Source organism: Allobosea sp. R86505 (assembly GCF_042466375.1).
Lineage (GTDB): Bacteria > Pseudomonadota > Alphaproteobacteria > Rhizobiales > Beijerinckiaceae > Allobosea.
Window position 1 is genome coordinate 1,047,916 of the sequence record NZ_JAXHPY010000001.1, and the last position, 26,832, is coordinate 1,074,747.

Annotated in this window: 21 protein-coding genes and 1 pseudogene; 10 read left to right on the forward strand and 12 right to left on the reverse strand. The window is 68.9% G+C overall.

Going from position 1 to position 26,832, the window contains the following annotated elements; translation table 11 throughout:
• Positions 1-6: 6 nt before the first annotated feature.
• The 11 genes and pseudogenes from SJY11_RS05095 to SJY11_RS05145 all read right to left on the reverse strand — a co-directional run bounded on the left by SJY11_RS05095 (position 7) and on the right by SJY11_RS05145 (position 13,086).
• On the reverse strand, positions 7-1,065 hold the full coding sequence (locus tag SJY11_RS05095) for an ABC transporter ATP-binding protein (RefSeq protein ID WP_376985345.1): 1,059 nt from the start codon (positions 1,063-1,065) through the stop codon (positions 7-9).
• A 4-nt stretch (positions 1,066-1,069) separates the two neighbouring features.
• The gene (locus SJY11_RS05100; RefSeq protein ID WP_376985347.1) at positions 1,070-1,888 is read right to left on the reverse strand and encodes an ABC transporter permease; all 819 of its coding nucleotides are present in this window, start codon (positions 1,886-1,888) and stop codon (positions 1,070-1,072) included.
• A 76-nt stretch (positions 1,889-1,964) separates the two neighbouring features.
• Positions 1,965-3,200 (reverse strand): metal-dependent hydrolase family protein, encoded by a 1,236-nt coding sequence (locus SJY11_RS05105; RefSeq protein ID WP_376985349.1) that lies wholly within the window; start codon positions 3,198-3,200, stop codon positions 1,965-1,967.
• A gap of 122 nt (positions 3,201-3,322) precedes the next feature.
• Positions 3,323-4,606: a glycosyltransferase family protein gene (locus tag SJY11_RS05110; RefSeq protein WP_376985351.1), complete on the reverse strand. Its 1,284-nt coding sequence runs from the start codon at positions 4,604-4,606 to the stop codon at positions 3,323-3,325.
• Between the two features lie 135 nt (positions 4,607-4,741).
• The gene (locus SJY11_RS05115; protein WP_326909963.1) at positions 4,742-5,026 is read right to left on the reverse strand and encodes a hypothetical protein; all 285 of its coding nucleotides are present in this window, start codon (positions 5,024-5,026) and stop codon (positions 4,742-4,744) included.
• Positions 5,027-5,093: 67 nt separating this feature from the next.
• The gene (locus SJY11_RS05120; RefSeq protein WP_376985352.1) at positions 5,094-5,864 is read right to left on the reverse strand and encodes a polysaccharide deacetylase family protein; all 771 of its coding nucleotides are present in this window, start codon (positions 5,862-5,864) and stop codon (positions 5,094-5,096) included.
• The gene (locus SJY11_RS05125) at positions 5,861-7,000 is read right to left on the reverse strand and encodes a glycosyltransferase family 4 protein (protein WP_376985353.1); all 1,140 of its coding nucleotides are present in this window, start codon (positions 6,998-7,000) and stop codon (positions 5,861-5,863) included. The genes SJY11_RS05120 and SJY11_RS05125 overlap by 4 nt, the downstream gene beginning before the upstream one ends.
• Before the next feature lie 34 nt (positions 7,001-7,034).
• Complete coding sequence (locus SJY11_RS05130; RefSeq protein WP_376985354.1) at positions 7,035-8,237, reverse strand: ABC transporter permease; 1,203 nt, start codon at positions 8,235-8,237, stop codon at positions 7,035-7,037.
• The gene (locus tag SJY11_RS05135; protein WP_376989256.1) at positions 8,234-9,232 is read right to left on the reverse strand and encodes an ABC transporter permease; all 999 of its coding nucleotides are present in this window, start codon (positions 9,230-9,232) and stop codon (positions 8,234-8,236) included. The genes SJY11_RS05130 and SJY11_RS05135 overlap by 4 nt, the downstream gene beginning before the upstream one ends.
• 5 nt (positions 9,233-9,237) lie before the next feature.
• Complete coding sequence (locus SJY11_RS05140; protein ID WP_376985355.1) at positions 9,238-11,208, reverse strand: ABC transporter substrate-binding protein; 1,971 nt, start codon at positions 11,206-11,208, stop codon at positions 9,238-9,240.
• Positions 11,208-13,086 (reverse strand): annotated as a pseudogene (locus tag SJY11_RS05145) (ABC transporter ATP-binding protein). The gene SJY11_RS05140 and the pseudogene SJY11_RS05145 overlap by 1 nt, the downstream one beginning before the upstream one ends.
• Before the next feature lie 306 nt (positions 13,087-13,392).
• Between SJY11_RS05145 and SJY11_RS05150 the strand changes: the two are divergent.
• From SJY11_RS05150 to SJY11_RS05160, 3 genes are read left to right on the forward strand one after another with little or no spacing between them, the layout of a single operon-like run.
• Complete coding sequence (locus tag SJY11_RS05150; RefSeq protein ID WP_376985356.1) at positions 13,393-16,128, forward strand: ABC transporter transmembrane domain-containing protein; 2,736 nt, start codon at positions 13,393-13,395, stop codon at positions 16,126-16,128.
• Entirely contained in the window at positions 16,125-16,574 is a 450-nt protein-coding gene (locus SJY11_RS05155) for a cyclic nucleotide-binding domain-containing protein (protein WP_376985358.1), read from the forward strand. Before SJY11_RS05150 ends, SJY11_RS05155 begins: the two co-directional genes overlap by 4 nt.
• A 16-nt stretch (positions 16,575-16,590) precedes the next feature.
• Positions 16,591-18,519 (forward strand): adenylate/guanylate cyclase domain-containing protein, encoded by a 1,929-nt coding sequence (locus tag SJY11_RS05160; RefSeq protein ID WP_376985360.1) that lies wholly within the window; start codon positions 16,591-16,593, stop codon positions 18,517-18,519.
• A 19-nt stretch (positions 18,520-18,538) separates the two neighbouring features.
• Here the strand turns inward: SJY11_RS05160 and SJY11_RS05165 are convergent, their stop codons facing one another.
• Positions 18,539-19,141, reverse strand: coding sequence for a hypothetical protein (locus tag SJY11_RS05165; RefSeq protein WP_376985362.1), 603 nt, complete (start codon positions 19,139-19,141; stop codon positions 18,539-18,541).
• A gap of 25 nt (positions 19,142-19,166) precedes the next feature.
• On the opposite strand from SJY11_RS05165, the gene SJY11_RS05170 reads away from it, so the two are divergent.
• From SJY11_RS05170 to SJY11_RS05200, 7 genes are all read left to right on the forward strand, one after another.
• The gene (locus SJY11_RS05170) at positions 19,167-19,829 is read left to right on the forward strand and encodes a class I SAM-dependent methyltransferase (protein ID WP_376985363.1); all 663 of its coding nucleotides are present in this window, start codon (positions 19,167-19,169) and stop codon (positions 19,827-19,829) included.
• On the forward strand, positions 19,826-21,067 hold the full coding sequence (locus SJY11_RS05175; RefSeq protein WP_376985365.1) for a glycosyltransferase: 1,242 nt from the start codon (positions 19,826-19,828) through the stop codon (positions 21,065-21,067). The genes SJY11_RS05170 and SJY11_RS05175 overlap by 4 nt, the downstream gene beginning before the upstream one ends.
• Positions 21,064-22,245, forward strand: coding sequence for a glycosyltransferase family protein (locus SJY11_RS05180; RefSeq protein WP_376985367.1), 1,182 nt, complete (start codon positions 21,064-21,066; stop codon positions 22,243-22,245). Before SJY11_RS05175 ends, SJY11_RS05180 begins: the two co-directional genes overlap by 4 nt.
• A 179-nt stretch (positions 22,246-22,424) precedes the next feature.
• Positions 22,425-23,411 carry a cobaltochelatase subunit CobS gene (gene cobS / locus SJY11_RS05185; RefSeq protein ID WP_326909941.1) on the forward strand — a complete coding sequence of 329 codons (987 nt, stop codon included), beginning with the start codon at positions 22,425-22,427 and terminating at the stop codon, positions 23,409-23,411.
• 14 nt (positions 23,412-23,425) lie between these two features.
• Positions 23,426-23,842, forward strand: coding sequence for a GNAT family N-acetyltransferase (locus tag SJY11_RS05190; protein ID WP_326909939.1), 417 nt, complete (start codon positions 23,426-23,428; stop codon positions 23,840-23,842).
• Positions 23,839-25,740: a cobaltochelatase subunit CobT gene (cobT, locus tag SJY11_RS05195; protein WP_376985370.1), complete on the forward strand. Its 1,902-nt coding sequence runs from the start codon at positions 23,839-23,841 to the stop codon at positions 25,738-25,740. Before SJY11_RS05190 ends, cobT begins: the two co-directional genes overlap by 4 nt.
• Positions 25,741-25,771: 31 nt before the next feature.
• Positions 25,772-26,773, forward strand: a complete 1,002-nt coding sequence (locus SJY11_RS05200) for an esterase-like activity of phytase family protein (protein ID WP_376985372.1) — start codon at positions 25,772-25,774, stop codon at positions 26,771-26,773.
• Positions 26,774-26,832: the final 59 nt, after the last annotated feature.

The window sequence follows — 26,832 nt, forward strand, 5'->3', positions numbered from 1 at the left end:
TTGAAATCAGGCTTCGCGCGGATAAACGAGCCCGGCGTCTTCGGCCCAGCCTATGGTGATGGTCTCGCCCGGCTTCGGTTCGGCGACGCCGGCCTTGTTCGGGATCTGCAGCAGCATGCGGTCATGCGCCGAGAGGCTGACGTCGACCTCGAGGATCGCGCCGAGATAGGAGGCGTGCTCGACGCGCGCCTCGAAGCGGTTGTGAAGCCCTTCCGTATCGCCGCCGACGGCGATGCGCTCCGGCCGCAGGGCGAGCGTCGCGGCGCCGGTGCCGGTCGCCGCCGCGCAGCCGATCGCGACTCCGCCCTTGGTCCGGAAGCGACCGGGCGCGGCGATGTCGCCGTCGAGGAAGGCGCTGCGGCCGATGAAGCCGGCGACGAATCGGTCGGCGGGTCGCTCATAGAGCTCGCGCTGCGTGCCGATCTGGCGGACCTCGCCCTTCTCCATGACGACCAGACGGTCGGCCATGGTCAGCGCCTCTTCCTGGTCATGCGTGACCATGATGGTGGTCAGGCCGAGCTTGCGCTGCAGGTCGCGGATCTCGACCCTGACCTCCTGGCGCAGCTTGGCGTCGAGATTGGAGAGCGGCTCGTCGAGGAGCAGCACGTCCGGCTCCATGGCGAGCGCGCGGGCGAGCGCGACGCGCTGCTGCTGGCCGCCCGAGAGCTGGCGCGGGTAGCGCTCGTCGAAGCCGGCGAGCTGCACGAGGCGCAGCGCCTCGGCGACGCGCGGCGCCCGGTCGGCGGGCGGAATCTTGCGCATCTCGAGGCCGAAGGCGACGTTCTCGGCCACGGTCATGTGCGGAAAAAGCGCATAGCTCTGGAAGACCAGGCCGCAATTGCGCTTCCAGGGCGGCAGCGCCGTGACGCTGCGCTCGCCGATGGTGATGGCGCCGGCACTGGGGGCGATGAAGCCCGCGACCATGCGCAGCGTCGTCGTCTTGCCGCAGCCGGAGGGCCCCAGCAGCACGAGGAACTCGCCATCGGCGATGTCGATGTTGACGTCGTTGACGACCGTCAGGTCGCCATAGGTCTTGCGCAGGTGTTCGATCGAAAGCCGTGCCATCGCGTCAGACCACCCGGCTCAGTTTGACGTAGCGGTCGGTGACGATCATCGCGACGGCGATGAGGACGATCTGGATCAGGGATGCGGCTGCCACGGTCGGATCGATCTTCCATTCGAGATATTGCAGGATGGCGATCGGCAGGGTGGTGCGGCCCGGTCCGACCAGGAACAGGCTCATCTCCAGATTGCCGAAGGAGGTGACGAAGCCGAAGAGGCCCGCCGCGACGATGCCGGGGCGGATGCTCGGCAGGGTCACCCGCCGGAAGGTGGTGAAGGGGCCGGCGCCGAGGTTCTGCGCGGCTTCCTCGATGGTGCGGTCGAAGCCGACGAGGCTCGCGGTGACGAGGCGTACCACCCAGGGGATGACGACGAGCGTATGGGCCGCGATCAGCCCGCCCTGCGAGCCCATCACCGGCAGGCCGGTGGCGATCTCGGTCTCGATCTGGAAGACATAGATCGCGGTGCCCAGCACAATGCCCGGCATCACCAGCGGCAGCAGCAGCAGCGTGTTGAAGAGCGGGCCCAGCACGATGCGGTGGCGCACCAGGGCCAGGCTCGCGGGCACGCCGACGAGCAGGCCGAGCAGCGTCGCCGCGACGCCGACCTGGAGGCTGAGCAGGAAGCCGTTGATGAAGGGCTGGTTGTTGGCTGCTGCCGTGAACCACTTCACCGAGTAGCCTTCCGGCGGGAAGGAGGGGATCTCCTGCCGGAAGAAGGCGAGCCAGGTGACGAAGATCAGCGGCAGCAGGATGTAGAGCAGCGACAGGCCCGCCGCCGCGTTGAGCGCGATGCGGCCGAGGCTCGGGCGGGTGGCGACGCTCATGCGCCTTCTCCGGCGCTGCGCGGCTTCGCAGCTTGTCCAGGATGACGGCGTGTTTCCCTACGCATTTAATCTGCTCTCACTGCAGCGTGTTCTTGTGGAACGCGCCGCCCTTCATGATGACCGGCAGCCGCGCACCCTGATCCTGCAACAGGCCGAGATCCTCGAGCGGATTGCCGTCGACCAGGATCATATCCGCATAAGCCCCAGCACGCAGCGTGCCAAGCTTGCCCTCCATGCGCAGGAGCTGCGCGCCGACGGTCGTGGCCGAGCGGATGATCTCGATCGGCGACAGCACTTCGCGGCGCAGCAGGAACTCGCGGGACTGGTCGACCTGGAGCTGGCCGAGCAGATCCGAGCCATAGGCAACGGGCACGCCGGCGCGCTTGCAGATTTCCAGTGAGCGCAGCCCACCGTCGATGACGAGGTCGTTCTTGGCGAGCATGTCGCCATCCATGCCGAATTCCGCGGCACGCTCCTTCATCGCGTAGTAGGCGACGAGGTTGGCGGTGAGGAACATGCCCTTCTCCGCCATCAGCTTGGCGGAGGCGTCGTCGATCAGGTTGCCGTGCTCGATGGCGCGCACGCCGCACTGCGCAGCGCGGGTGATCGCTTCCGGCGTATAGGCATGGGCGCAGACATAGCGGCCGAAGGCGGCTGCTTCCTCGACGGCGGTGCGGACCTCGTCGAGGCTGAACTGGAGCGAATCGAGCGGGTCGTAAGGGGAGGCGACGCCGCCCGACATCATGATCTTGATGTGATCGGCCCCGAGCCGCATCTGCTCGCGAACCGACTTGCGGACGGCCGAGACGCCGTCGGAGACGTTCATCGTATGGGCCATGGCGTTGCAGCACTGGCAGCGCGTTCCGAAATCGGTGCGGCGGCGCGGGTCGCTGTGGCCGCCGGTCGGGCCGATCGCCTGGCCGGCGATGAAGAGGCGCGGCGCCGCGACATGGCCCTTGTCGACGGCCTCCTTGATGCCCCAGTCGGCCCCGCCGGTGTCGCGCACCGTGGTGAAGCCGCGGTCGATCATGCCCTTCATCAGACCGATGGCGCGCGCCGTCATCAGCGTCAGCGGCATGCTCTCCATCGAGCGGATGACGACCTCTGAGAGGAAGACGTGGACATGGCTGTCGATCAGCCCGGGCATCAGCGTGCGGCCGCCGCAATCGACCACGTCGGCCCCGTCCGCCTTGATCGGCTTGTCGGAGAGTTCGCGGATGGTGTCGCCCTCGACCAGAAGCTCGTAGCCGGCCCGGACCTCACCGAACGCGGGTTCGAGCAGGCGAAAGTTCCGAAACAGCAGCATGGGCATGGCGGGCGTCTCCCCCGGCAAGGCGCAGCCACCGCAGGCCTTTTGTCCGGATGCTGATATATTGCGAACTTTGATCGCGCTTGTCCATCACCGCCCTGCAAAGGGCGCATGGCGGCAAGGGGTCAGCTGCCAACCGCCGCGTTGGGAGCGCCCGTGCGGTTTCGGACGGGCAGCGAAAGATCGTCGGCCAAAGCGCGGCTGATCGTCGGCAGGCCGTCGAGCAGGCTGGGCACGAAAGCCTGGGAGGGCGGCAGGCGGCGCGGCAGGCCGTGCAGGGCACGCGCCATCACCAGAGGGTCGCGCTCGCCTTCGCCGTTCTCCTGAGGATCGTGCAGGACGTCGACCAGTTTGAGATGGTCGGCCCGGTCCGCCCGAATCGCCTGTTCGAGGCGCGGCTTGACGCGCGGGACAATGAGAGCCGGCTTGTCGAAGGAGAGCACCTCACAGAAGGTGTTGTAGCCGCCCATCGCGACCACGCAATGGGCCCGGTTCATCAGCAGTTCGAGGCGCGGCTCGAAGCCGAGGCTTTCCAGCTTGGGAATGCGCGCGATCCGCTCGGCGAAATCCTTGCGGCGCTCGCGCGACATGAAGGGGCCGAAGACGATCAACGCGGGGAGCTCGATCGTCGGATCGGCCTCATAGGCCGAGATCACCCAGTCGATCACGCCGGCGCCGTCGCCGCCACCGCCGGGCGTCACCAGGATGAACGGGCCCTTGGTGATCCGCGGATAGCGGGTCGGCGGCATCGGGCTCGGGACGGCGCGCTTCAGATAGCCGGTGTAGCGGACCTTGTGGGCGAAGAGATGCTGGTTCGGCAGGCCGGCCAGCGGCTGGTAGATGCTCTCCAGCCCGTAGACGAAGATGTCGTCATAGATCTGGCCGAGCGCGTCCAGCGCACCGCTCTGGCGCCACTCCTCATGGAGCTTGGCCGGCTCGTCGAGCACGTCGCGCAGACCGAGCACGATGCGGGCGCCGCGGCGGCGCAGGATGTCGAGCGCCGGCACGAGTTCGCCGCGCAGGCCGATCGGCTCCTTGTCGACGATGACGACGTCCGGATCGAAGGAAAGGACCACCTGCTTGATGATGTCGGTGCGCAGGCGGATGGTGTCGTTGAGATCGAGATTGAGGTGATGGGGACCGTAGCGCCCGTCGCTCTGCTTCTCGATGCCGGGGATGCGGACATAGTCGACGCCGTCGCCGAACTGGAAGCTCGAGATCACCGACGAGCCCGAGACGATGATCACTGATATATGAGGATAGGTCGCCACGAGCGAATTGGCGATCGCGCGGCAGCGTCGGATGTGGCCGAGACCGAACGTGTCGTGGCTATAGATCAGCACCCGCGGCGCGTGTGGGCTGCGTGGAGTCCGCTCGGCGCCCGTGAGGTCGACGACGTTGAAAGGCATATCCGCGTCGCCCCCCCGCAGATAGGTCAGACGACCTCGTGTCGAGGACGAACGCACCTGAGATTACGAGCGGCTTTTATAGCGCGTGCCTCACGCCGCTCCAAGCCCATCGGTGCCGATCGATCATGCGGACGGTCAGGGGCAGACGTAGCCCGTTCCGTCGGGCAGGCAGCGATTGCCGTTCGGCAGCACCAGCGCGCCGCGGCCATCGCGCCTGACACGCTCGCCATTCGGCAAAACAAACCCGCCCGAGGCGTCCATGGTCGAGCGCGAGCCGTCCGGCAGGACGACCTCGGAGCCGACAATGGCGATGCGCTTGGTCGGGGTGGCCCGGGGCATTTCCCCAACGGGGGGGCGGGGCGGGCTGCTGCAGGCTGCGAGGCTGGTGGCGAGGGCGAGGACGGCGATCGACTTTTTCATGGGCGACCAACGCTCCGAGATCGATTCGGTTCCCTGAGTTTAACCGCTGGGCGGCCGTAAGGGAATGTTACAGCCCAAACAGCCGGCGCGGGTCGCCGTTCGCGACGGCGGGATGGGCGGTCATGCGTGCCAGGAAGCCTTCGAGAAATGCCCAGGCGGTCTCGTCATGGTCGCGGTGATGGAGCAGCAGGCCGAAGGAGGCCCGGTCGTCCGACCCGCCACGCAGCGCGGTCAGCAGGCGGCAGGCTTCGTCGACCAGGTCGGCCGGCTGGCGTCCGAGGCGCGCACGCCAGTCCATGATGTCGAGCGCCGTGTTGACGAGGCGCGGGCCGCCACCCGGCTCCAGCCGGTAGCCGCGGAAGCAGGAGAGGCCGTGAAAGCCGAGCTCCGGCAGCAGGGCGGCGTGGGCGGGGTCGATCCGGTTCCAGGGCGGCACGAAGACCGGCAGGAGCGCTGGGCCGAGCAGATCGCAGAGACGCGTCCTGGCTTCGACCAACTCGCGACGGATCTCGGCAGCGGCACGCTCGGCCCCGAACTCGGCCTTCTTGCCACCCTGCGGCGCATGGTTGTGGTGCCAACTGCCGTGCTGGCAGGGCAGCAGGGACGGCATCTGCCGGAGCGCCGCCGCCAGCGACGGCTCCGCCAGCATGGGGACGACCGCGAGCAGGACGGGCAGCCCGTGGCGCCGGGACAGGGCCGACAGGCGGTCGAGGGCCGGGCTGGCGGAGATCGCGTCGTCGTCCCGCCACCAGAGCACGACCTCTCGGCCGGCAGCGCTCCAGCGGTCGAGCTCCGCCGCGAGCGGGAGCCAGAGTGCGTCCGTCGCCTCCAGCGTCATGGCGCCCTGCCCTCGGCGCCCACCCGCCGGCGGGCGGCATGGTTGGCGAGCGCCGTGGCCAGCGCCGTCTCGAGGATGGCGGCGGCGGCCGCAGGGGTCCGTTCGGTCAGTGCGAAGCGACGCGCGGCCGCGCCCATCGTCGCGCGACGGTCGGGATCGTCGATCAGGCTCTGCAGCGCCCCGGCCAGGGCGGCCTCGTCGCCCTCGGGGACGAGCAGGGCCGTCTGGCCGTCGCGCACCGTCGCCGAGACGCCGCCGCTGTCGAAGGCGACGATCGGCAGGCCGACCGCCTGCGCCTCCAGATAGACCAGCCCATAGGCCTCGCGCAGGCCGGGCCAGATGAAGAGATCGTGGCCCGCGAGTTCGGCGACCACGCGGTCATGCGCGACGGCGCCATGCCAGGCGATGCGCCCCTCGGGCAGGGCCGAGAAGGCCTGTTCGATCTCGGGGCGCTTTCGGCCGTCGCCGATGATCGTCAGGCTCCAGGGCCGGCTCCCCAGATGATGCAGCGCGCGGGCGAGCCGGCGGTAGCTGTTCTCCTTGGTGCCTTCGCGCATCATCGCGACCGTGACCAGCCGCGGCACGGCGCCGTTGCCCGTCCGGTGCGGCGGCTCGCGGTCGAAGGCGATGAAGGGCGGCAGCTCGACGAGCGCGGTGTGGGGCGTGCGCCAGGGCTCGAGCCCCTGCCGGTCGCGATCGGTGAAATAGAGATGCAGGGCGGCGGCCGAGAGACCGTCGCGGACGATCGCCGTGTGCCGCGCCCAGTCTCCGCTGGCGCGTCGCTCCGCATCGCTGGCCTCGGCCACGACATAGGGAATGCCGAGGCGCGCGCTGATCCGCGGGCCGAGCAGATCGGGCGCCTTGTAGTAGTTGTGATAGGTGAACCAGAGCTCCGGGGCGGCGCCGTCGGCGCGCCATTGCGAGAGCAGTTCCTCCGCCCGCCGCAGGGCGGCGGCCTCATGGGCCGCAAGCCGCTCGGGCTCGGGCGTCGGCATGAAGTCGCGCGCGCCGATGCCGGGCGTGACCGTGTGGCCGAGGCCTTCCAGCACCGCGACGAGTTGCCTCGCCATGCGGCGGTCGCCCGAAATCCGGCCGTCGTCATAGGCGTTGAGCGGGGTGTGAAAGGCGATGCGCACCGGGTCTTCGCGTCGGACGGGCTGGCAGAAGGGGTCAGCGATAGGGGTCGGCCGCGTCGCGCAGGCCGTCGCCGAGGAAGTTGAAGGCCAGGATGATCAGGATCACCGGAACGACGGGATAGAGCAGCCAGGGATAGAGCGCCACGACATTGATGTTCTGTGCCTCGTTGAGCATCACCCCCCAGCTGGTGATCGGCGGACGCAGGCCCAGCCCCAGGAAGCTCAGCGCCGTCTCGCCGAGGATGGTCTTGGGGATGGTGATTGTCGCCGAGGCGATGAGATGGCTCATGAAGCCCGGCACCAGATGCAGGCCGATGATCCGCGCCGGCTTGGCACCCATCAGCTGGGCGGCGACGACGTAATCCTCCTCCCGCAAGGACAGGAGCTTGGAGCGCACGGCGCGGGCCAGCCCGGTCCAGTCCATCAGGCCGAGGATGACGGTGATGCCGAAATAGACCAGCAGCGGGCTCCAGGAGGGCGGCATGATCGCCGCCAGCGCCAGCCAGAGCGGGATATGCGGCAGCGACTGGACGATCTCGATCAGGCGCTGGACGACGAGATCGACCTTGCCGCCGTAATAGCCGGCGATGCCGCCGATGATGACGCCGAGAACGAAGGAGACGAAGACCCCGAGCAGTCCGATCGAGAGCGAGATGCGCCCGCCATAGAGGATGCGCGAGAGCATGTCCCGGCCGAGCCGGTCCGAACCGAGCAGGAACAGCGTGCCGTCCTCGGGCGGGCAGACGAAATGGAGATTGCCCGGGACGAGGTTCCAGAAGCGGTACTCCTCGCCGCGGCAGAAGAAGCGCAGGGGCTGGGGGCGGGTCCGATCGACGTCGTATTCGCGCTTCAGGTTCTCCATGTTGAGGCGCTGGGTATAGGGATAGACGAAGGGGCCGAGGAAACGGCCCTCGTGGAAGAGGTGCACCTCCTGCCGTGGCGCGCGGATGAAGTCGGTGTTGCGCGTGGTGTAGTGATAGGGCGCCAGGAACTCGGCGAAGATCGCCATCGCGTAGATCACGAGGATGACGACGCCCGAGATGACCGCAAGCTTGTGGCGGCGGAACTTCCACCACATCAGCTGCCATTGCGAGGCGAGATAGACGCGCTCCTGCTCGGGCGTCATCACCTCGACGGCATTGGGCTCGAAGGGCGCCGTGGAGGCGGTATGGGGCAGCGGCGCGCCATCCTGCGGCAGCGCGTTGGTCGGCAGGGTCGGGGTCGGGGCCTGGCTCACTTGGTCGCCTCACCCTGCAGTCGGATGCGCGGATCGAGGATCGCGAGCGCGATGTCCGAGATCAGCACGCCGATCACGGTCAGGAAGGAGAGGAACATCAGGAAGGAGCCGGCGAGGTACATGTCCTGGCTCTGCAGGGCGCGGATCAGCAGCGGACCGGTCGTCTGCAGCGAGAGGACGATCGCGACGATCTCGGCGCCGGAGACAATCGAGGGCAGGATGTCGCCGATGTCGGAGACGAAGAAGTTCAGGGACATGCGCAGCGGGTATTTGCGCAGCGCCTTGCCGGGCGGCAGCCCCTTGGCGCGGGCGGTGACGTAATACTGCTTCTGGAGCTCGTCGAGCAGGTTGGCGCGCACCGAGCGGATCATGCCCGCCGTGCCGCCGGCGCCGATGATGATGACCGGAATCCAGAGATGCTCCAGCACGGAGGCGGCCTTGGCCCAGCTCATCGGCTGGTTGAGATATTGCGGGTCCACGAGGCCGCCGATCGAGGTGCCGAACCAGACATTGGCGAAATACATGAACACCAGCGCCAGCAGGAAATGCGGCACGGCCAGCCCGATCAGGCCGATGAAGGTGAGTCCGTAATCGCCCCAGCTATACTGATGCGTCGCCGAGTAGATGCCGATCGGGAAGGCGACGACCCAGGTGAAGATGATCGTCACGAAGGAGACGATCATCGTCAGCATCAGCCGGTCTCCGACCACCTCCCGGACCGGGCGCTGATATTCGAAGGAGTAGCCCATGTCGCCCTGGAGGAGCCCGGTGACCCACCAGAAATAACGCTCGATCACCGGCCGGTCGAAACCGTATTCCTGCTTGAGGAATTCGATGCGGGAGAGATCGGCCTTCTCCCCTTGCGCCTGCATCTCGGCGGCCAGCGTCTCGAAATAGTCTCCCTCCGGCAGGTTGATGACGGTGAAGATCAGCGCGCTGGTGACCAGCAGCGTCGGGATCATCACCAGGATGCGCTTGAGGATGTATTTCAGCAGCATGGTCAGCCCCCGGCCTTGTCGAGAGCGGCGGTCGCGGTGGTGTCGAACCAGAAGGTGTCGGGCATGTAGCGGCCGAAGAAGGCGCCGGGCTCGAAGCTGTAGAGCCCCTTTTGCGGAACGTTCTTCAGCTTGCGCGAGACCACGACCGGCTGCAGCGTGGCATTGACGACGCCGATGGCGAACAGCTGCTCGGCGTTGATCTCGAGCATGCGCCGCCAGATCCGCCGGCGCTCCTCGCGCGTGGCGCTGCTGCGCCACTCGCCGTAGAGCGAGACCAGTTCCTGCGCTTCGGGCAGATCGGGCGCCTCGCCCTCGCGCCCGCCGGTTTCGAGATACTGGCCCCAGCGCGGCCAGTTGAACTGGGCCGAGCTCGTCGGCGCCATGGCGTCGGGCTCCATATCCGCCGCGACCAGTCCGTTGTCCATGCCGGCCCAGGCCGACATCACGGTCTGCCCCGCGATGATCCGGCGGCGAAACACGTCGCGCTGGGTCGAGCGCGGGTAGATCTTGATGCCGACGGCGTAGAGATCCTGCTTGATCAGGTTGAGGATGTCGGTCTCCTCGGTGCTCTCGCCGGCGGTCTCGATGGTGAATTCGAGCCGGCGCCCGTCCGGCAGCAGGCGGATGCCGTCGGCGGCGCGCTTGGTCAGACCGGCCTCGTCCAGCAACCGCTCCGCCAGGGCCGGATCGTGCTGCATCCACATCTTCGCATAGGCGGGGTCATAGAGCGGGCTCTCGGGCAGGGCGGTGTTGCCGCTCTCCTTGGCGAGGCCGAAGAAGATGACCTGGTTGATGTCCTTGCGGTTGATCGCGACGGAGAGCGCCTTGCGGTAGCGCAGGTCGCGGTTGAGGTCGCGCCAGACGGGGTCGATGGCGTTCAGGTTCGGCATCAGGGCGAAATAAGAGCCCTCGGCCCGCTTCCAGAGCCGCACGTCGAAGTTCATCCGCTTCGAGGCGTCCTTCAGGAAGGTGTAGTTGTCGAAGCGCAGATAGCGCGCCTGGAGGTCGGCCTCGCCGGCGGCCGTCTTGGCCGGCACCAGCGAATGGGTGCCCACCGTCAGCGTGACCTCGTCGACATAGGGCAATTGCCGGCCGTTCTGGTCGATCCGGTGGAAGAACGGGTTGCGCTGGAAGCTGAACTGCTCGGCCGGCAGCGGCGTGGTGTTGCGCCAGGGATCGAGCGTGGGAAGGTCCGGGTTCTCGGGCCGGTAGGTGCGCGAGAGGCGCTCGTGCAACGCCCCCCAGTCGCGGACGCGGGCCTGCCGGACGCGCGAGCGCAGCGTCACCGGATCGGCGAAGTCGACATGGAACTGCTTCAGATAGTCCGAGGGCATGAAGATGTAGGTCGGCTGCGCGCCGGCGAGCGCCGGCAGGAAGATCGGGTTCGGCTTCGCCCAGCTGTAGCGAACCTCCGTCTCGCTGAGGACCTCGAAGACCGGTGGCTCGCCGCCGGCGAGCAGGGCCTGAGGCGGGCCGCCCGGCGAGAGGCGGCTGTTGTTGGCGACATTCACCCACCAGTAGCGGAAGTCCTCCGTCGTGAACGGAGCCCCGTTGGACCAGCGATGGCCGGGCCGCAGCCGCAGCGTGAAGATGCGCCCGCCCTCGACGTCGTAGCTCTCGAGCACGTCCGGGGCGATGTCGAGATTCTCGTCATAGCCGACGAGCCGCGTGTAGCCGTAGAGCGTCATCATGCGGATGTCGCGCTGATCGCCCATCAGCATGCGCATCGTGCCGCCATGCCGGCCCGGCATGCGGTCCGGGCCGGAGACATCGACGATGCGGGGCGCGAGCGGCACCCGCTGATCGACCGGCGGCAGCGAGCCAGCCGCGACGCGCTCCGCCAAAGCGGGGCTGTCGATCAGCCGGGCCGGGCGGGCGGGCGCGGCCACCGAGAGGCGCGGCAGGCCGGCCGCGGCGAGGGCGGCGGCGCCCGTCAGCAGGGCGCCGCGACGGGTCGGGCGGAGCGGTCTCATCAGGCCATCTCCCGCATGTCGGCGCCCGGGCGGGCGAGTACGAAATGGCCCTCGCCGAGGGGCAGATGGGCCAGCGCCTCGCCGGCCGGATCGGCCCGGAACACCCGGCCCCAATGGCTGGAATCCGAGGCTCCGCCGGGAGCGACGAGCTTGAAGTCGAGCTTGCGGTCGAGATCGGCGAAGGGCACCGAGCGCAGCAGCGCCTTGGTGTAGGGATGGACCGGGCGGTTGAACAGCGCGTGCCGCGGCGCGATCTCGACGATGCGCCCGTTGGCCATCACCGCAATCCGGTCCGCCATGTAGTTCACCACCGCGAGATTGTGGGAGATGAACAGGAAGGTCAGCCCGCGCTCGGCCTGGAGATCCTTGAGCAGGTTGAGGATCTGGGCCTGGACCGAGACATCGAGGGCCGAGACCGGCTCGTCGCAGATGATCAGGTCGGGGTTCGAGCGCCAGCGCCCGGGCGATGCCGATGCGCTGGCGCTGCCCGCCCGAGAAGGAGTGCGGGTAGCGGTTCAGGAAGCGGACATCGAGCCCGACATCCTCCATCAGCGTGCGCACGCGCGCGGTCTGCTCGTCGCTGCCGCCCTTGCCGTGGACCGCCAGGGGCTCGCGCAGGATGCTCATCACGGTCATGCGTGGTGAGAGCGAGGAGACCGGGTCCTGGAAGATCATCTGGACGCGCGGGCGGAAGGCGCGCAGCGCCTCGCCCTCGAGCCCGAGCACGTCGATCTGCGCGCGTCCGTCGTCGAAGACGATGGCGCCGGCGTCGGGTGTCACGGCGCGCATCACGATCTTGCTGACCGTGGTCTTGCCGCAGCCGCTCTCGCCGACGAGGCCGAGACATTCCCCGCGCCGGATGTCGAAGCTGACATCGTCGACGGCCAGCACGGTCTGCTGGGTGCCCTTGCCGAAGAAGCTGCGCGATCCCGTGGTGTAGGCCTTGCGCAGGCCGCTCACGCTGAGCAGCGGCGCGGCTTCGGCGCCCGGCTGCGGCGTGGCGCGCGGCGTGGCGGGCGGACGGGGCCGCGCCTCCCGCAGCGCCACGAGGCGCTCGCCCTCCGCCATGTCGAAATGCGGCGAGGCCTTGAGCAGGGCCTTGAGATAGGGGTGGCGCGGGCGGCGGAAGATCTCCTCCACCGGGCCGCTCTCCATGATCTCGCCGTGATAGATCACGACGACCTCGTCGGCCATGTTGGCGACGACACCGAGATCATGGGTGATGAGCAGGATCGCCATGCCCATCTCGGCCTGGAGATCGCGCATCAGGTCGAGCACCTGGGCCTGGATGGTGACGTCCAGCGCTGTCGTCGGCTCGTCGGCGATCAGCAGGGCCGGCTTGCAGATCAGTGCCATCGCGAGCATGGCGCGCTGGCGCAGTCCGCCGGAGAGTTCGAAGGGGTAGAGCCCGAAGGCGCGCGCCGGGTCCTTGAAGCCGACGCGGCCGAGCATGGTCTCGATCAGGCCGCGCGCCTCGCCCTTCGGCATCGGCCGATGCAGCAGCAGCGCCTCCTCGATCTGGTTGCCGATGGTGTGGACCGGAGAGAGCGAGGACATCGGTTCCTGGAAGATCATGCCGATGCGGCCGCCGCGCAGGGCCCGGATCTCCTTGCCCTCGGCGGGCAGGCCGGCGATGTCGATCGACGAGCCGGGTTTCTCGGGATCGCGGAACAGGATCTCGCCGCCGGTGACGGCGCCGGCGCGCGGCAGCAATCCCATGATCGCCTGCGAGATCACCGACTTGCCGGAGCCCGATTCCCCGACGAGCGCGACCGTCCTGCCGGCGGGAACGCGCAGGCTGACGCCCTTCACGACGTCGCGAGCGAGCCCGTGAACCGTGAAGCCGATGCGCAAATCGCCGATCCGCAGAATATCCATCAGCCGCCTTCGCCAGAACGTGCCAACGCCGCCTCACCTCGACACAATGTTACTAGACGCGGAAAGGTCCGCTTTGCCAACGGCTTTCAGGCGGATGCGTCATCGCGCCGGAGGTTGGCTGGCGCCGATGACAGGGGCGCAACGGTCGCAGTCGGCCGTGCGCCCCGCGAGGCCGCCACCCGGCAGTGCAGTCGTCGTGCAATCGGAGGACGACGTCGGATTGCACTCGGGGCGTAGCTGGCCCACATATGTGGGCCGCAGGTCAGGAGACGGGCGCACGTTGCGTCGCGCCGGCAAGGATACCCGTTGGAGACCAATCTCTTCCGATATGTCTGGGAGAAGAGCCGCGGTGAACAGATCATCGTCCTGCTCATCATCCTGGCCTCGATCCCGTTCTATTGGGCGTCGTTCGACGTGCCGAAGCGGATCGTCAACGACGCGATCCAGGGCAATGCCTTCAAGGACGGCAAGACCACCGCGACCCTGCTGGATTTCGGCCTGAACCTGCCATCCTTCCTCGGCGGGGCAAGCGTCACGCTCTTCGAGGGGTTCCAGGTCGGCCAGCTCGGCCTCCTGCTCGGGCTGAGCGGCTATTTCCTGTTCCTCGTCCTGGTCAACGGGGCGTTCAAATACGTCATCAACGTCCGCAAGGGCATCCTCGGCGAGCGGATGCTGCGGCGCATGCGCTACGACCTGTTCAGCCAGCTGATGCGGTTCCGTCCCGAGGAGATCCGGGCGGTCAAGCCGGCCGAGGTCGCCAGCATGATCAAGGACGAGGTCGAGCCGATCGGCGGCTTCGTCGGCGATGCCTTCATCCAGCCCGTCTTCCTGCTGACGCAGGCCCTGACCGCGCTGACCTTCATCATGGTGCAGAGCGTCTGGCTCGGCTCGATCGCGCTGGTGATCGTGCTCGCCCAGGCGATCATCGTGCCGATCCTGCGGCGCGAGCAGCTGCGATTGGGGCGCGAGCGCCAGCTGGCCTCACGCCAGCTCGCGGGGCGGATCGGCGAGATCGTCGATGCCGGGCCGACCATCCAGGCCCATGGCGCGACCACCTATGTCCAGTCCGACATTTCGGGCCGGCTCGGCCGGCTCTTCGACATCCGCTACGCGCTCTACAAGCGGAAATTCGCGGTCAAATTCATCAACAACCTGCTCGCCCAGATCACGCCGTTCTTCTTCTACGCGATCGGCGGGTTCTTCGCCCTGCAGGGGCGGCTCGACATCGGCCAGCTCGTCGCCGTCATCGCCGCCTATCGCGACCTGCCGCCGCCGATCAAGGAACTGATCGACTGGGACCAGCAGCGCAACGACGTGACGATCAAGTACGAGCAGGTCATCGCGCAGTTCAACGCGGACGACACGGTCCAGCTCGACGAGCCGGGTGGTGTCGAACGCCTGCCTCCGACCGGCGAGATCCGGCTCGACAGCGTCCAGATGCTCGACAATCGCGGGCAGCCGCTGCTGCTGCCGCTCTCGGCACGGCTGGTCCGCCCGAGCGCAGTCGCCGTCGTCGGCCCGCAGGGCGGCGGCCGCGATGTCCTCGGCCGTATCCTCGGGCGGCAGGCGATGTCCTATTCGGGGCGCGTGATGATCGACGCCGCCCCGCTGGCGCGCATGTCGGTCGAGCGCGCCAGCCATCTCATCGGCTATGCCGGCAGCGAGACGGAGATCATTGCCGGTACGATCCGTGACAACATCCTGCTGCCTCTCAAGCGGCGGCGGCCGGACATCCGCCCCGAAGGCAAGCTCTCGGCGAGCGAGCATCGCCAGTTCGTGGAGTCGATCCGCTCCGGCAACACGCCGCTGCTCTTCGAGGCCGACTGGACCGATTACGAGGGCGCCGGCGTGGCCGACGAGGCCGAGCTCGCCGCGCGGCTCAGGGCCGTTCTCGACGTGCTCGGCTGCGCCGAAGACGTCTACGAACTGGGGCTCGACGGCACGGTCACCGCCTCGCTGCGCGAGGATGCGAAGGCGCAGATCGTCAATGCGCGCCGGGCCGTGGCAGATGAGTTGGCCCACAGCAAGCTGACCGGACTGATCACGCCCTTCGATCCCGCGAGCTACAACGCCAACGCCACGATCGCCGAGAATCTGATCTTCGGCGCGCGGACGGGGCCGCGCTTCGCCAACGAGACCCTCCTGTTTGAACCCTATGCCCATGCGATCCTGAAGGCCGAATCGCTGGTCGAGCCACTGGTCGAGGTGGGTTCGCGGATCGCCGGGACGGTTGCGGAAATCTTCGCCGGCCTGCCGCACGGCCACGCCCTGTTCGAACGTTACTCCTTCGGATCGGGGCTCGATTTCGACCGGCTGGCCGAGCTTGCCGCGCTGCTCGAGAAGCACGACATGCGCAGCCCGCTCGATGCGGTGGCGGAGCGGGACCTCGTTGCCCTTGCGTTGGGCTATATCGAGCCCAAGCACCGACTCAACCTGCTCGACGAGCGGCTGCAGCAGCGCATCCTGCGGGCGCGAGGGAGTTTCAAGCGCCATCTCCCGGCCGATGCCGCAGTGGATGTCGACTTCTACGACCCCGAGAAGGTGATGCTGGGCGCGAGCCTGCGCGACAATCTGATGTTCGGGCGCATCGGCCACGGTATCGCCGACGCACGCAAGAAGGTGGCGGCGATCGTCCGCAAGGCGCTGGCGCGCGCCGGCCTCGACGGGGATCTCTACCGCATCGGCCTCAACACCGATTGCGGGCTCAGGGGGCGGTTCCTGCCGACACGGCTCAAGCTCGCCGTGCCGCTGGCGCAGGCCCTGATCAAGGCACCGCAGATCGCCATCCTCGATGTCGGCGCCTTCCTGGCGACGTCGCCCGAGCCCGAGCAGGTGATCGCCCGGCTGCGCGCGCATTGTGTGGAGATGACGCTGTTCCTGCTGGTCGGCGACACCCATCTGGTCGATGACATCCCGGTCCGGATCGTCTTCAATGGCCCTTCGGCGACAATCGAAAGCGGCGACGAGGCCGCAGACGAGCCGTTCGTCCCGCCTGCGACAGGGCAGGGCATCCGCAGCGAACCGATGGAGGCGAGACCATGACACTGGAAGCCGACCTCGCCTGCCTGAGGCAGCTTCCCCTGTTCCGGGCGCTGCCGCAGCCGCGGCTCAAGCTCGTGGCGCTGATGGGCGAGAAGCTGCATTTCGAGGCGGGCATGCAGATCATCGCCGAGGGTGAGGCGCCCGACGGGGTCTTCGTCATCCTCCATGGCCAACTCGAGATCTCCCACCTCGGGCCCGACGGCACCGGGCCGAGGCTGCCGCTCAGCTTCACCAGCCTTATCGGCGACGTGCCACTCCTATCCGGGGGCAATTTCGTCGGGGCGGTGACCGCGAAGACGGATGTGGCGGCGCTGCGCCTGCCGAAGGACCTGTTCTTCGAACTGATCGAGACGGTGCCGGATTTCAGCCTCGCGCTGACGAAAGACCTGGCGTCGCGGCTCTATCGCCTCGCCGACATGACGCTGCATGCGGAGAAGATGCATTGACGATCGGGGCCTCGGCATGAGCCTGCAGCAGGCGGCGGGACGACGCGCGGCGATGGGCGCCGGCATGGGGCAGGTTTCGTCCTGGAGCCGCGATATTCGCTTTGCCTCGGGCATGATCCTGCTCTTCTTCGCGACCACGCATTTCCTCAATCACGCCGCCGGCATCGCCGGCGTGGCTGCGATGGAGCATGTTCAGGAGTGGCGCTACTGGCTCTGGCACTCCTGGGCCGGGACGGTGGCGCTCTACGGGGCGCTGATCGTCCACCCCTTCTTCGCGCTGGTGCGGGTGGCGCAGCGGCGCACCTTCAAGATGCCGGCGCGCGAGATGCTGCAGATCGCGCTCGGTCTCGCCATCCCGCTGTTCCTGATCGACCACATCGTCGGGACCCGCGTGATGGGCAGCTTCTTCCATCTCGACGAGAGCTACCGGGCGGTGTTGCGCAGGCTGTGGCCGGGGCTGGCCGCTTCGCAGTCGCTCCTGCTGCTGCTGGTCTGGGTCCACGGCATCATCGGGCTGCATTTCACGCTGCGCTCGCGCGACGGCTACCAGCGCTGGCGCGACCCCTTCCTGCTGCTGGCGGTGCTGATCCCGATCCTGGCCCTGATCGGCTTTGCCGTGGGCGGGCGCGAGGCCGGGCAGATGGCGATGGCGCCCGAGGTCACGACGGACGCCCAGATCGTCATGTTCAACCAGAACGTGACCTGGGCGAAGACGGTCTTCTACGGGCTCGTCGGCTGTTTCGTCGCCTTCGTCGGCATTCGCGAGATCCGCGTGCGGACGACGCGGCAGATCACCGTTCGCTTCGTCGGCCACGGCGTGCGCAAGCTCGCTCCCGGGGCGACGGTGCTGGAGATGTTCCGGCGGTTCGGGATCCCCCATGCCGCGCTCTGCGGCGGGCGGGCGCGCTGCGCCACCTGCCGCGTGCTGGTGCTCGATGGCGGCGACAGCCTGCCGCCGCCGGGGCCCAACGAGGCGAAGCTGCTGCGGCGGATTGCGGCGCCGGACAGGGTGCGACTCGCCTGCCAGATCCGGCCGCGCGACGATCTTCAGGTGCAGATCCTGCTCGCGTCGCGCCTGAACCCGACCACCCCCGGCCAGATCGAGACCGACGGCAATATCGGCAAGCGCGGCCTTACCGTCGTCGTGGCCGATCTGCGCGCCTTTTCGGCCCTGTCGGCGCGGCAATTGCCGCAGGAACTGATCGGGCTCCTCAACCGGTTCTTCGACGAGATGGCGCAGGCGATCACCGCCCATGGCGGCCGGATCGACGCCTTCTATGGCGACGGCTTCATGGCGGTGTTCGGGCTCGAGGGCACGCCCGCGCGCAGCGCCCAGACGGCCATCGCGGCCGCCGCCGACATCGTCCGCGCCGTCGAGGCGCTGAACCGCGAATTTGGGGCGGCGCTGCCGCTGCCGTTGCGCATCGGCATCGGCATCCATAGCGGGCAGGCGATCACCGGTGCGGTCGAGAACGACAGCCTGGGGCGGCGCGACATCACGGTCGGCGAGACCGTGGCGGTGGCGGCGCAGCTCGAACTTGCCACGCGACGGGTGCTGGCCGACATTCTGGTCTCGGAGGATACGATCCGCGCGAGCGGCCGCAGCTATCGCGGCACCACCGCGCTCAAGATCACGATCCGCGGCCGGGAGAAGCCGCTCAATGCGGTCGGCTTCGCCAGCGCGCCGGAGCTGGCGGACGAGCGGGACGACCGCGTGACGGCGGCGGAGGTCTTCGAGGAAGCACCCGAGGTGGCCCCCGAGCCGGTCGATGAGCCGGCGGTGGCCGGAGGTCTCGCCGTGCTGGAGGCTGCCGTCACGGCGCCGATGCCGTCGGAGGCGCCCGCCGCCGAAGCGGTGGCCGAGGGGGCGGCTCCTATTGCGCGCAAGCCGCGTCGGAAGGCTTCGTCGAAGAAGGCCGCGCCCCCGGACGACGCCGGAGCCTGATGCAGAGGCCGCCTCTGCTTCAGGCGGCGCCGTAGACGAGGAAGCGCCTGCGGTCGAAGCCGGCCGCCCGCAGCGCTTCGTCATGGATCGTCAGGGAGAGGTCGATCGCCGGAGCGTCTGTCCGCGTTCCGGTGAGGCCGCCGATCTGCCCCTGCGCCCGTTCCAGCTCCAGCGCGTAGTCGATCACCAGAACCGTGGCGCCCGCCGCCAATGCGAGCAGTTCGGGCGACACCGCGCCCCGGCGGCCGAAGGGCTTGAGCGAGAGGCCGAGCAGGACCAGCGCATAGGGACCGGGCGGCGCGAGCGCGACCTCCTGCAGCTTGGCGGCGATGTGGCGCAGCCGGCAGGGTGCGCCGTTGAGCGCATCCGCTTCATGGGCGGGGATCTTCGGATCCACCACCGTCACGCTGGCGGGCTGGTGCGTCAGGAAGCCGGTGATCGGCAGGCCGGCGCCGCCGATCTCCAGGACATGGGGGCAGCGGCGCACCGCATGGGCCGCCAGCACCTGCCGCAGCGCCGCCGCCGGGCTCGCGAGATGCGGCAGGCGGGTGCCGGCGAGGGCGTCCGCAGCCGGGCCGGCCCCGCTGGCCTTTGCGGGCGCGCTTGCATATGGTCCCGCCACCTTCGATCCCCGTTTCCGAAACGACATGACGTCCGACGCGCCGCCCGACGCCTTCTATGACATTCTGCGCGGCGTCGCAGCCCTGACCGGCAACAGCGTCGTCGGCGATCTCGCTCGCCTCGTCGCCGACGGGATGCCGCCCGATCTCTGGATCGCCTTCAACCACAAGCAGATCGCCTCGAAGCGCTGGCTGGTCGATGCGCTGGCGGAGGTTCTGCCGCGTCCCGACGGCCCGGTCTGGGTGCTCGGCGCCTGGTACGGCGTGCTGGGCGCGCTGCTCCTCGACGATGAGCGGCTGGCCATTCCCGCTGTCGTCAGCGTCGATCTCGATCCGGCTTGCGCTGATGTCGCCGAGCGGCTGAACCGCCGCCATGTCGCCAACGGGCGCTTCAGCGCCCTGACGGCGGACATGACGACGCTGGATTTCGCCGCCCAGCAACCGAAGCCCGGCCTGGTGATCAACACGAGCTGCGAGCATCTGGCGGACGTGCCGGGCTGGCTTGCCGCGCTGCCGCGGGGGCTGCCGCTGCTGCTGCAGTCGAACGACTATGTCCGCGAGCCCGACCATCGCAGCTGCGTGCCCTCGCTGGAAGCGTTCCAGGCGCAGGCCGGCCTGTCGGAGACGCTCTTCGCCGGGGCGCTGCCGACGAAGAACTATACCCGCTTCATGCTGATCGGCCGGCGATGAGGGAACCCTGTATCGCCATTGCCATGAAGGGCTATCCGCGCCTTTCGGAGACCTTCATCGCGCAGGAACTGCTCGGCCTGCAGCAGCGCGGCCTGCCCTTCGCGATCTGGTCGCTGCGGCGCCCGACCGATGCCGCGCGCCACCTGATGCACGACCAGATCAGCGTGCCGGTGCATTACCTGCCCGAATATCTGCACGAGGAGCCGGGACGCGTTCTGCGCGGCGTGCTCGGCGCGCTGCTGCGCCCCGGCCTGCTGCGGCTGCTGCCGGTCTTTCTGCGCGACATCGCTCGTGATCGCACGCGCAACCGCCTGCGCCGCTTCGGCCAGGCCTGCGTGATGGCCCGCGAGCTGCCGGCCGGGACGGCTCATTTGCATGTCCACTATCTGCACACGCCGGCCTCGGTGATCCGCTACGCCGCCCTGCTGCGCGGCATCGGCTGGTCGTTCTCGGCCCATGCCAAGGACATCTGGACGACGCCGGACTGGGAGAAGCGCGAGAAGATCGCGGACGCCGCCTGGAGCGTGACCTGCACGCAGGACGGCCACCGCGAACTGCAGCGCCTGGCCGACCGGCCCGACAAGGTCGCGCTGGTCTATCACGGGCTCGATCTCGGCCGCTTTCCGGCGCCGCCTCCACGCCCACCGCGCGACGGGAGCGACCCGGCCGACCCTGTCCGCATCGTCACCATCGGCCGGGCGGTCGAGAAGAAGGGTTTTGACGATCTGCTGGCGGCGCTGGCGCGGCTGCCGGCCGGGCTGCACTGGCGGCTGACGCATATCGGTGGCGGCGAGAGGCTGAAGGCGCTGCAGGCTCAGGCCATAGCGCTGGGGCTCGGAGAGCGCGTGACCTGGGCCGGGCCGAAGGCGCAGGGCGATGTCATCGCCGCGCTGCGCGAGGCCGATCTCTTCGTGCTGCCCTCGCGCAAGGCCGGTGACGGTGATCGCGACGGGCTGCCCAATGTGGTGATGGAGGCGGCGAGCCAGGCCCTGCCGATCGTCGCCACCGATTTCGCAGGGATTCCGGAGTTCGTGCGCGATGGCGTCGAGGGGCTGCTCGTGCCGCCCGGCGACGTCGCGGCCCTGGCGCAGGCGCTCGCCGCTCTCGCGGAGGCGCCGGACCGGCGGGCCGCGCTCGGCGAGGCGGCGCTGGCCCGCCTGACGGGCGCCTTCTCGGCCGCGGCGGGGCTGGACAGGATCGCGGCGCGGCTGCGCGCCTCGGCGGGGCTCGTGCCGTGAGCGTCGAGAGGGGCCCAGCGCGCGTCCTGATCGCGGTGACGCATCTGCTCGGCAGCGGCCATCTGGTGCGGGCGACGCAGCTGGCGCGGGCCCTGGCCGAGTCTGGATTCGCGGTGACGCTGGCGAGCGGCGGGATGCCGCTGCGCGACATGACGGGCGAGGCTTTCACCTTCGTGCAACTGCCGCCGGTCAAGGTCGAGGGGCTGGATTTCCGCAATCTGCTCGACGAGGCGGGGGCTCCGATCGAGGCAGGCCGGCTGGCGCGGCGCCGGGCCATGCTCGCCGCGCTGGCGACGACGCTGAAGCCCGATGTCGTCGTGACCGAGCATTTCCCCTTCGGCCGCCGGCAACTGGCGGAGGAATTCCTGACGCTGATCACCGCGGCGAGGTCCGCGAACCCGTCCGCCATGGTGCTGGCCTCGGTGCGGGACGTGCTGGTGACGCCGCGCCCGGACCGGATCGCCGAGGCGGAGCAGCGCCTGTCGTCGTTGTTCGACGGCGTGCTCGTCCATGGCGACCGGAACTTCCTGCCGCTGGAGGCCTCCTGGCCGGTTTCGCCGGCCCTGGCGGCGCGGCTGCACTATACGGGCTATCTGGCGCCGCCGCCGGTGACTGCGCCCGCATCGGCCGATGGCGAGGGTGCGGGCGAGGTCGTCGTCTCGGGTGGCGGTTCGGCCGCCGCGCTGCCGCTGTTCCGGCTCTGCCTCGCGGCGGCGCGGCTTTGCGAGCCCTCGCGCCGCTGGCGCATTCTCGTCGGCAAGGGCGTGGCGGAGAGCGATTTCGCCGTACTGCGGCAATCAGCCTCGCCCAACGTCACGGTCGAGCGCGCGCGAGCGGATTTTCCGGCCCTGCTGGCGCGCTCGGCGCTGTCGATCAGCCAGGCCGGCTACAACACCGTGCTCGACCTCGTCGCAGCGGGCCGGCCGGCGATCGTCGTGCCCTTCGACGAGGGCGCCGAGACGGAGCAGGCGATCCGTGCCGAGGCGATGGAAAAGGCGCGATTGGCGCACTGCCTGAGGCTGTCGGGCCCGCAGCCGGCCCGTCCCGCCGATCTGGCGGCCGCGGTCACGGCGGCACTGGACCGCGAGGCGCCTGCGCGCCCGACGATCGATCTCGATGGCGCCGGCCGGGTGGCCGGCCTCCTGACACGCCTCCTGGCGGCGCGGGCCCATGGCTGACGACCCGCCGGCGGCATGGCTCTTGCGATGCCCGGCATGCCTGCCGCGTAGTGCCGACCCGGCGCTTTGCGAATTGCCGGTCCAGGGCTTTGCCTCTAATTAGGAGGCATTGCCTCCCTCCTCGGTCGGCGTCGGGACAACCGGTCTTCCCCGGCCACGCTCCCACGCCCGGAGACTTGATGATGACAACGACGACTGCCGCCGGCCTGCCCGACATGAAGCTGTCGGTGCGCCAGACCTTCGGGATCGATTCGGATCTGGAGGTGCCGGCCTATTCGACGACCGAGGCCCATGTGCCCGATCTCGACCCCGATTACCGTTTCGACCACGACACCACGATCGCGATCCTGGCGGGCTTCGCCCATAACCGGCGCGTGATGATCTCGGGCTATCACGGCACCGGCAAGTCGACCCATATCGAGCAGGTCGCGGCCCGCCTGAACTGGCCCTGCGTGCGCGTCAACCTCGACAGCCACGTCTCCCGCCTCGATCTCGTCGGCAAGGACGCGATCGTGCTGAAGGAAGGCAAGCAGATCACCGAGTTCCAGGACGGCATCCTGCCCTGGGCGCTGCAGAACAACATCGCGCTGGTCTTCGACGAGTACGATGCCGGCCGCCCGGATGTGATGTTCGTGATCCAGCGCGTGCTGGAGCAGTCCGGCAAGCTGACGCTGCTCGACCAGAAGCGCGTCATCCGTCCCCACCCCGCCTTCCGGCTCTTCGCCACCGCCAACACGGTCGGCCTCGGCGACACGTCGGGCCTCTATCACGGCACGCAGCAGATCAACCAGGGCCAGATGGACCGCTGGTCGATCGTGACCACGCTGAACTACCTGCCGCATGACAACGAGGTCGAGATCGTGCTGGCGAAGTCGAAGCACTTCCAGGGCACGCCGGAAGGCCGCAGTGTCATCGACAAGATGGTCCGCGTCGCCGACCTGACCCGCAACGCCTTCATGAACGGCGATCTCTCGACGGTGATGAGCCCGCGCACGGTCATCACCTGGGCCGAGAACGCCGCGATCTTCGGCGATGTCGGCTTCGCCTTCCGCGTCACCTTCCTGAACAAGTGCGACGAGATGGAGCGCACGCTGGTGGCCGAGTTCTACCAGCGCTCCTTCGGCAAAGAACTGCCGGAGAGCGCGGCGAACGTGGTCCTGAGCTGACGGCCGTTCCCGCCATGGCGACCCTCCAGCGCGAGAGCGATGTCGCGGCGACGAGGGAGGCCGTGGTCGCGGGCTTGAGCGCCTACAACGCCGCGAGGGTCGGGCCGCGCAACAGCGAACCGCTGGCACTCAGCCTGCGCGACGAGGCCGGCACGATCGTCGGCGGGCTGATCGGGGAGCTGAAATGGGAATGGCTCCACATCGATCTGCTCTGGATCGATGATGCCCATCGCGGCGCCGGCCATGGCGAGGCGCTGGTCGCGCTGGCTGAGACGACCGCGCGCGAGCATGGCGCGCGGGGCGTCTATCTGAGTACGATGAGCATCCAGGCGCCGCAGTTCTATCCCAGGCTCGGCTATAAGCCCTGCGGCGTGATGGAGGACTATCCCGTCGCGGGCCACCGGATCCACCATTTCGCGAAGGCGCTATGAGCATCTCCAACCGCAAGCCCGGAACGACCAAGGAAGCGCCGGCGGAGCCGCTGAAGCGGGCCATCTCCTCGACGATGAAGGCGATCGCCCGCAAGCCGGAGATGGAGATCGTCTTCGCGGCCGACAAACCCTCGCTCGTCGGCGAGCGCGCCCGCCTGCCCGAGCCGCCGCGCAAGCTGACGGCGCAGGACGTCGCGATCCTGCGCGGCCATTCCGATTCGATGGCGCTGCGGCTGGCCTGCCATGATGCCAGCGTGCATCGCCGCGCCGCGCCGGAAGGCGACGCCGCGCGCGCCGTCTTCGACGCCGTCGAGCAGGCGCGGGTGGAATGCGTCGGCGCGCGGCGGATGGCCGGCATGGCCGGCAACATCACCGCCATGCTGGAGGACCGCTACCACCGTGGCGGCCGCTATGAGGAGATCACCGACCGGGCCGACGCACCGCTCGAGGATGCGCTGGCGCTGATGGTGCGCGAGCGGCTGACCGGCCTGAAGCCGCCCAAGGCGGCCGAGAAGCTGGTCGATCTCTGGCGCGAGCAGATCGAGGCCAAGGCCGGCGCCGATCTCGACCGGCTGGGCAAGGCGGTCGAGGACCAGCGCGCCTTCGCCCGCACCGTGCGCGACATGCTGGCCTCGCTCGACATGGCCGAGCAGACGGCGCAGGGCGAGGACTCGGAGGAGGACGAGGACGACAAGGACCAGTCCTCCGACGAGCAGCAGCAGCAGGACGGCGAGGCCGAGCAGGAGAGCGCCGGAGAGCGCTCCGAGGTCGAGGTCTCCGACGACGCGACCGAGGAACTGCAGGAGGGGGCGACGGAAGCCTCCGACGCGCCCTCGGGAGACTGGGACGAGGAGGACGAGAACTCCGAGGCCGACGAGGCCGGCGAGGCGCCGCGCCCGCGCGAGAGCAAGGCCAACGACCGGCCGCAGACCGACTACAAGCCCTACACCCAGAAGTTCGACGAGATCGTCACCGCCGAGGACCTCTGCGACGCCGAGGAGCTGACCCGGCTGCGGGCCTATCTCGACAAGCAGCTGGCGCATTTGCAGGGCGTCGTGGCGCGGCTCGCCAATCGGCTGCAGCGGCGACTGATGGCGCAGCAGAACCGCTCCTGGCAGTTCGACCTGGAGGAGGGCGCGCTCGATCCGGCGCGCCTGCCACGCATCATCATCGACCCCTACCAGCCGCTTTCCTTCCGGCAGGAATCGGACGTCAATTTCCGCGACACGGTGGTGACGCTGCTGATCGACAATTCCGGCTCGATGCGCGGACGGCCGATCACGGTCGCCGCCACCTGCGCCGATATCCTGGCGCGGACGCTGGAGCGCTGCGGCGTCAAGGTCGAGCTGCTCGGCTTCACCACGCGCGCCTGGAAGGGCGGGCTGTCGCGCGAGAGCTGGCTGCAATCAGGCAAGCCGGCCAATCCCGGCCGCCTCAACGATCTCCGGCACATCATCTACAAGGCGGCGGATGCGCCCTGGCGGCGGGCGCGCAAGAATCTCGGCCTGATGATGCGCGAGGGCCTGCTCAAGGAGAACATCGACGGCGAGGCGCTGGACTGGGCGCATAAGCGCCTGCTGGCGCGCCCGGAGCAGCGCAAGATCCTGATGGTGATCTCGGACGGCGCACCGGTCGACGATTCGACGCTGTCGGTGAATTCCGGCAACTATCTCGAGCGGCATCTGCGCCACATCATCGCCGAGATCGAGACGCGCTCGCCGGTCGAGCTGATCGCCATCGGCATCGGCCACGACGTCACCCGCTACTACCGGCGCGCCGTCACCATCGTCGATGCCGAGGAGCTCGGCGGGGTGATGACCGAGAAGCTCGCCGAACTCTTCGAGGAGGATGCGGGACTGAACGCGAAGTCCTCGGGCGGGTCGCGGCGGCGGATGTGAGGGCTTCCGTCCCTTCCGGCGCTTTGCTGCCATGCGCCTGACCCGCCGTGCCGCACTGGCCGGCCTGGGGGCGGTCGCCGCTACCGGTCCGGCCCTCGCTGCGCCTCCCGACACCGGCAGCATCCCCGTCGCCGTCTCGGCGCGGCCGATCGCCGCCTTCGAGCCGCGCAGCCCTGAGAAGACGCGCTTCGGCCAGCTGACCTTCCGCAGCGGGCTCGTGCTCACCGGCAGCCATTCGCGCTTCGGCGGGCTGTCGGGACTCTGGCGCGGGCCGGGCGGAACCGATCTCGTCGCGGTGACCGACAACGGCTTCTGGCTGACGGGCACGCTCACCTCGCGCAACGGCCGCCTGACCGGGCTCGAGGGTGCGGAACTCTCCCCGATCCTCGGCACGTCAGGCAAGCCGCTGCACCGCTCGCGCTACTACGACACCGAGAGCCTGTGCATCGCCGACGGCATCGCCTATCTCGGCGTCGAGCGGACCCATGACGTGCTGCGCTTCGACTGGGCCGGCAAGGGGGTGACGGCGCGGGCGCAACTGGCGCCGGTGCCACGCGAGGTCAAGCGCCTGCCGGATAATCGCGGGCTGGAGGCGATCGGCGTGGTGCCGCCCGGGCAGCCGCTGGCGGGCGCGATCGTCGCCATCGCCGAGCGCTCGGGCTCGGACGACGAGCCGACGCTGGGCGTCATCCTCGGCCGTCAGCCCGGCCTGTTCAGGGTGATCAGGCATGGCGGCTTCGACATCACCGACCTCGCCTTCCTGCCCGATGGCGACATTCTGCTGCTGGAGCGCTGGTATCGCACGCTGCGCGGCGTCGGCATGCGGATCCGCCGCATTCCCGGAGCGAGCCTGAAGCCCGGCGCGCTGCTCGACGGGCCTGTCCTGATCGAGGCCGATCTCGGCCAGGAGATCGACAACATGGAGGGGCTCGCGGTGCATCAGGAGGGCGCGAAGACCGTGCTCACGCTGATCTCCGACGACAATTTCTCGTTCCTGCAGCGGACGGTACTGCTGGAATTCGTTCTCGCCTGACGAAAGCCGTCATGGCGAGCGCAGCGAAGCAATCCAGGCGTCGTAGAGCGCGTCCATCT

Coding starts and splice junctions, on each gene's coding strand:
- cobT (WP_376985370.1), top strand. CDS start 23,839: ATGAGCATCTCCAACCGCAAGCCCGGAACGACCAAGGAAGCGCCGGCG.
- cobS (WP_326909941.1), top strand. CDS start 22,425: ATGATGACAACGACGACTGCCGCCGGCCTGCCCGACATGAAGCTGTCG.
- SJY11_RS05120 (WP_376985352.1), bottom strand. CDS start 5,864: ATGACGCTGGAGGCGACGGACGCACTCTGGCTCCCGCTCGCGGCGGAG.
- SJY11_RS05140 (WP_376985355.1), bottom strand. CDS start 11,208: ATGAGACCGCTCCGCCCGACCCGTCGCGGCGCCCTGCTGACGGGCGCC.
- SJY11_RS05200 (WP_376985372.1), top strand. CDS start 25,772: ATGCGCCTGACCCGCCGTGCCGCACTGGCCGGCCTGGGGGCGGTCGCC.
- SJY11_RS05175 (WP_376985365.1), top strand. CDS start 19,826: ATGAGGGAACCCTGTATCGCCATTGCCATGAAGGGCTATCCGCGCCTT.
- SJY11_RS05095 (WP_376985345.1), bottom strand. CDS start 1,065: ATGGCACGGCTTTCGATCGAACACCTGCGCAAGACCTATGGCGACCTG.
- SJY11_RS05100 (WP_376985347.1), bottom strand. CDS start 1,888: ATGAGCGTCGCCACCCGCCCGAGCCTCGGCCGCATCGCGCTCAACGCG.
- SJY11_RS05190 (WP_326909939.1), top strand. CDS start 23,426: ATGGCGACCCTCCAGCGCGAGAGCGATGTCGCGGCGACGAGGGAGGCC.
- SJY11_RS05115 (WP_326909963.1), bottom strand. CDS start 5,026: ATGAAAAAGTCGATCGCCGTCCTCGCCCTCGCCACCAGCCTCGCAGCC.
- SJY11_RS05170 (WP_376985363.1), top strand. CDS start 19,167: ATGACGTCCGACGCGCCGCCCGACGCCTTCTATGACATTCTGCGCGGC.
- SJY11_RS05105 (WP_376985349.1), bottom strand. CDS start 3,200: ATGCCCATGCTGCTGTTTCGGAACTTTCGCCTGCTCGAACCCGCGTTC.
- SJY11_RS05155 (WP_376985358.1), top strand. CDS start 16,125: ATGACACTGGAAGCCGACCTCGCCTGCCTGAGGCAGCTTCCCCTGTTC.
- SJY11_RS05160 (WP_376985360.1), top strand. CDS start 16,591: ATGAGCCTGCAGCAGGCGGCGGGACGACGCGCGGCGATGGGCGCCGGC.
- SJY11_RS05110 (WP_376985351.1), bottom strand. CDS start 4,606: ATGCCTTTCAACGTCGTCGACCTCACGGGCGCCGAGCGGACTCCACGC.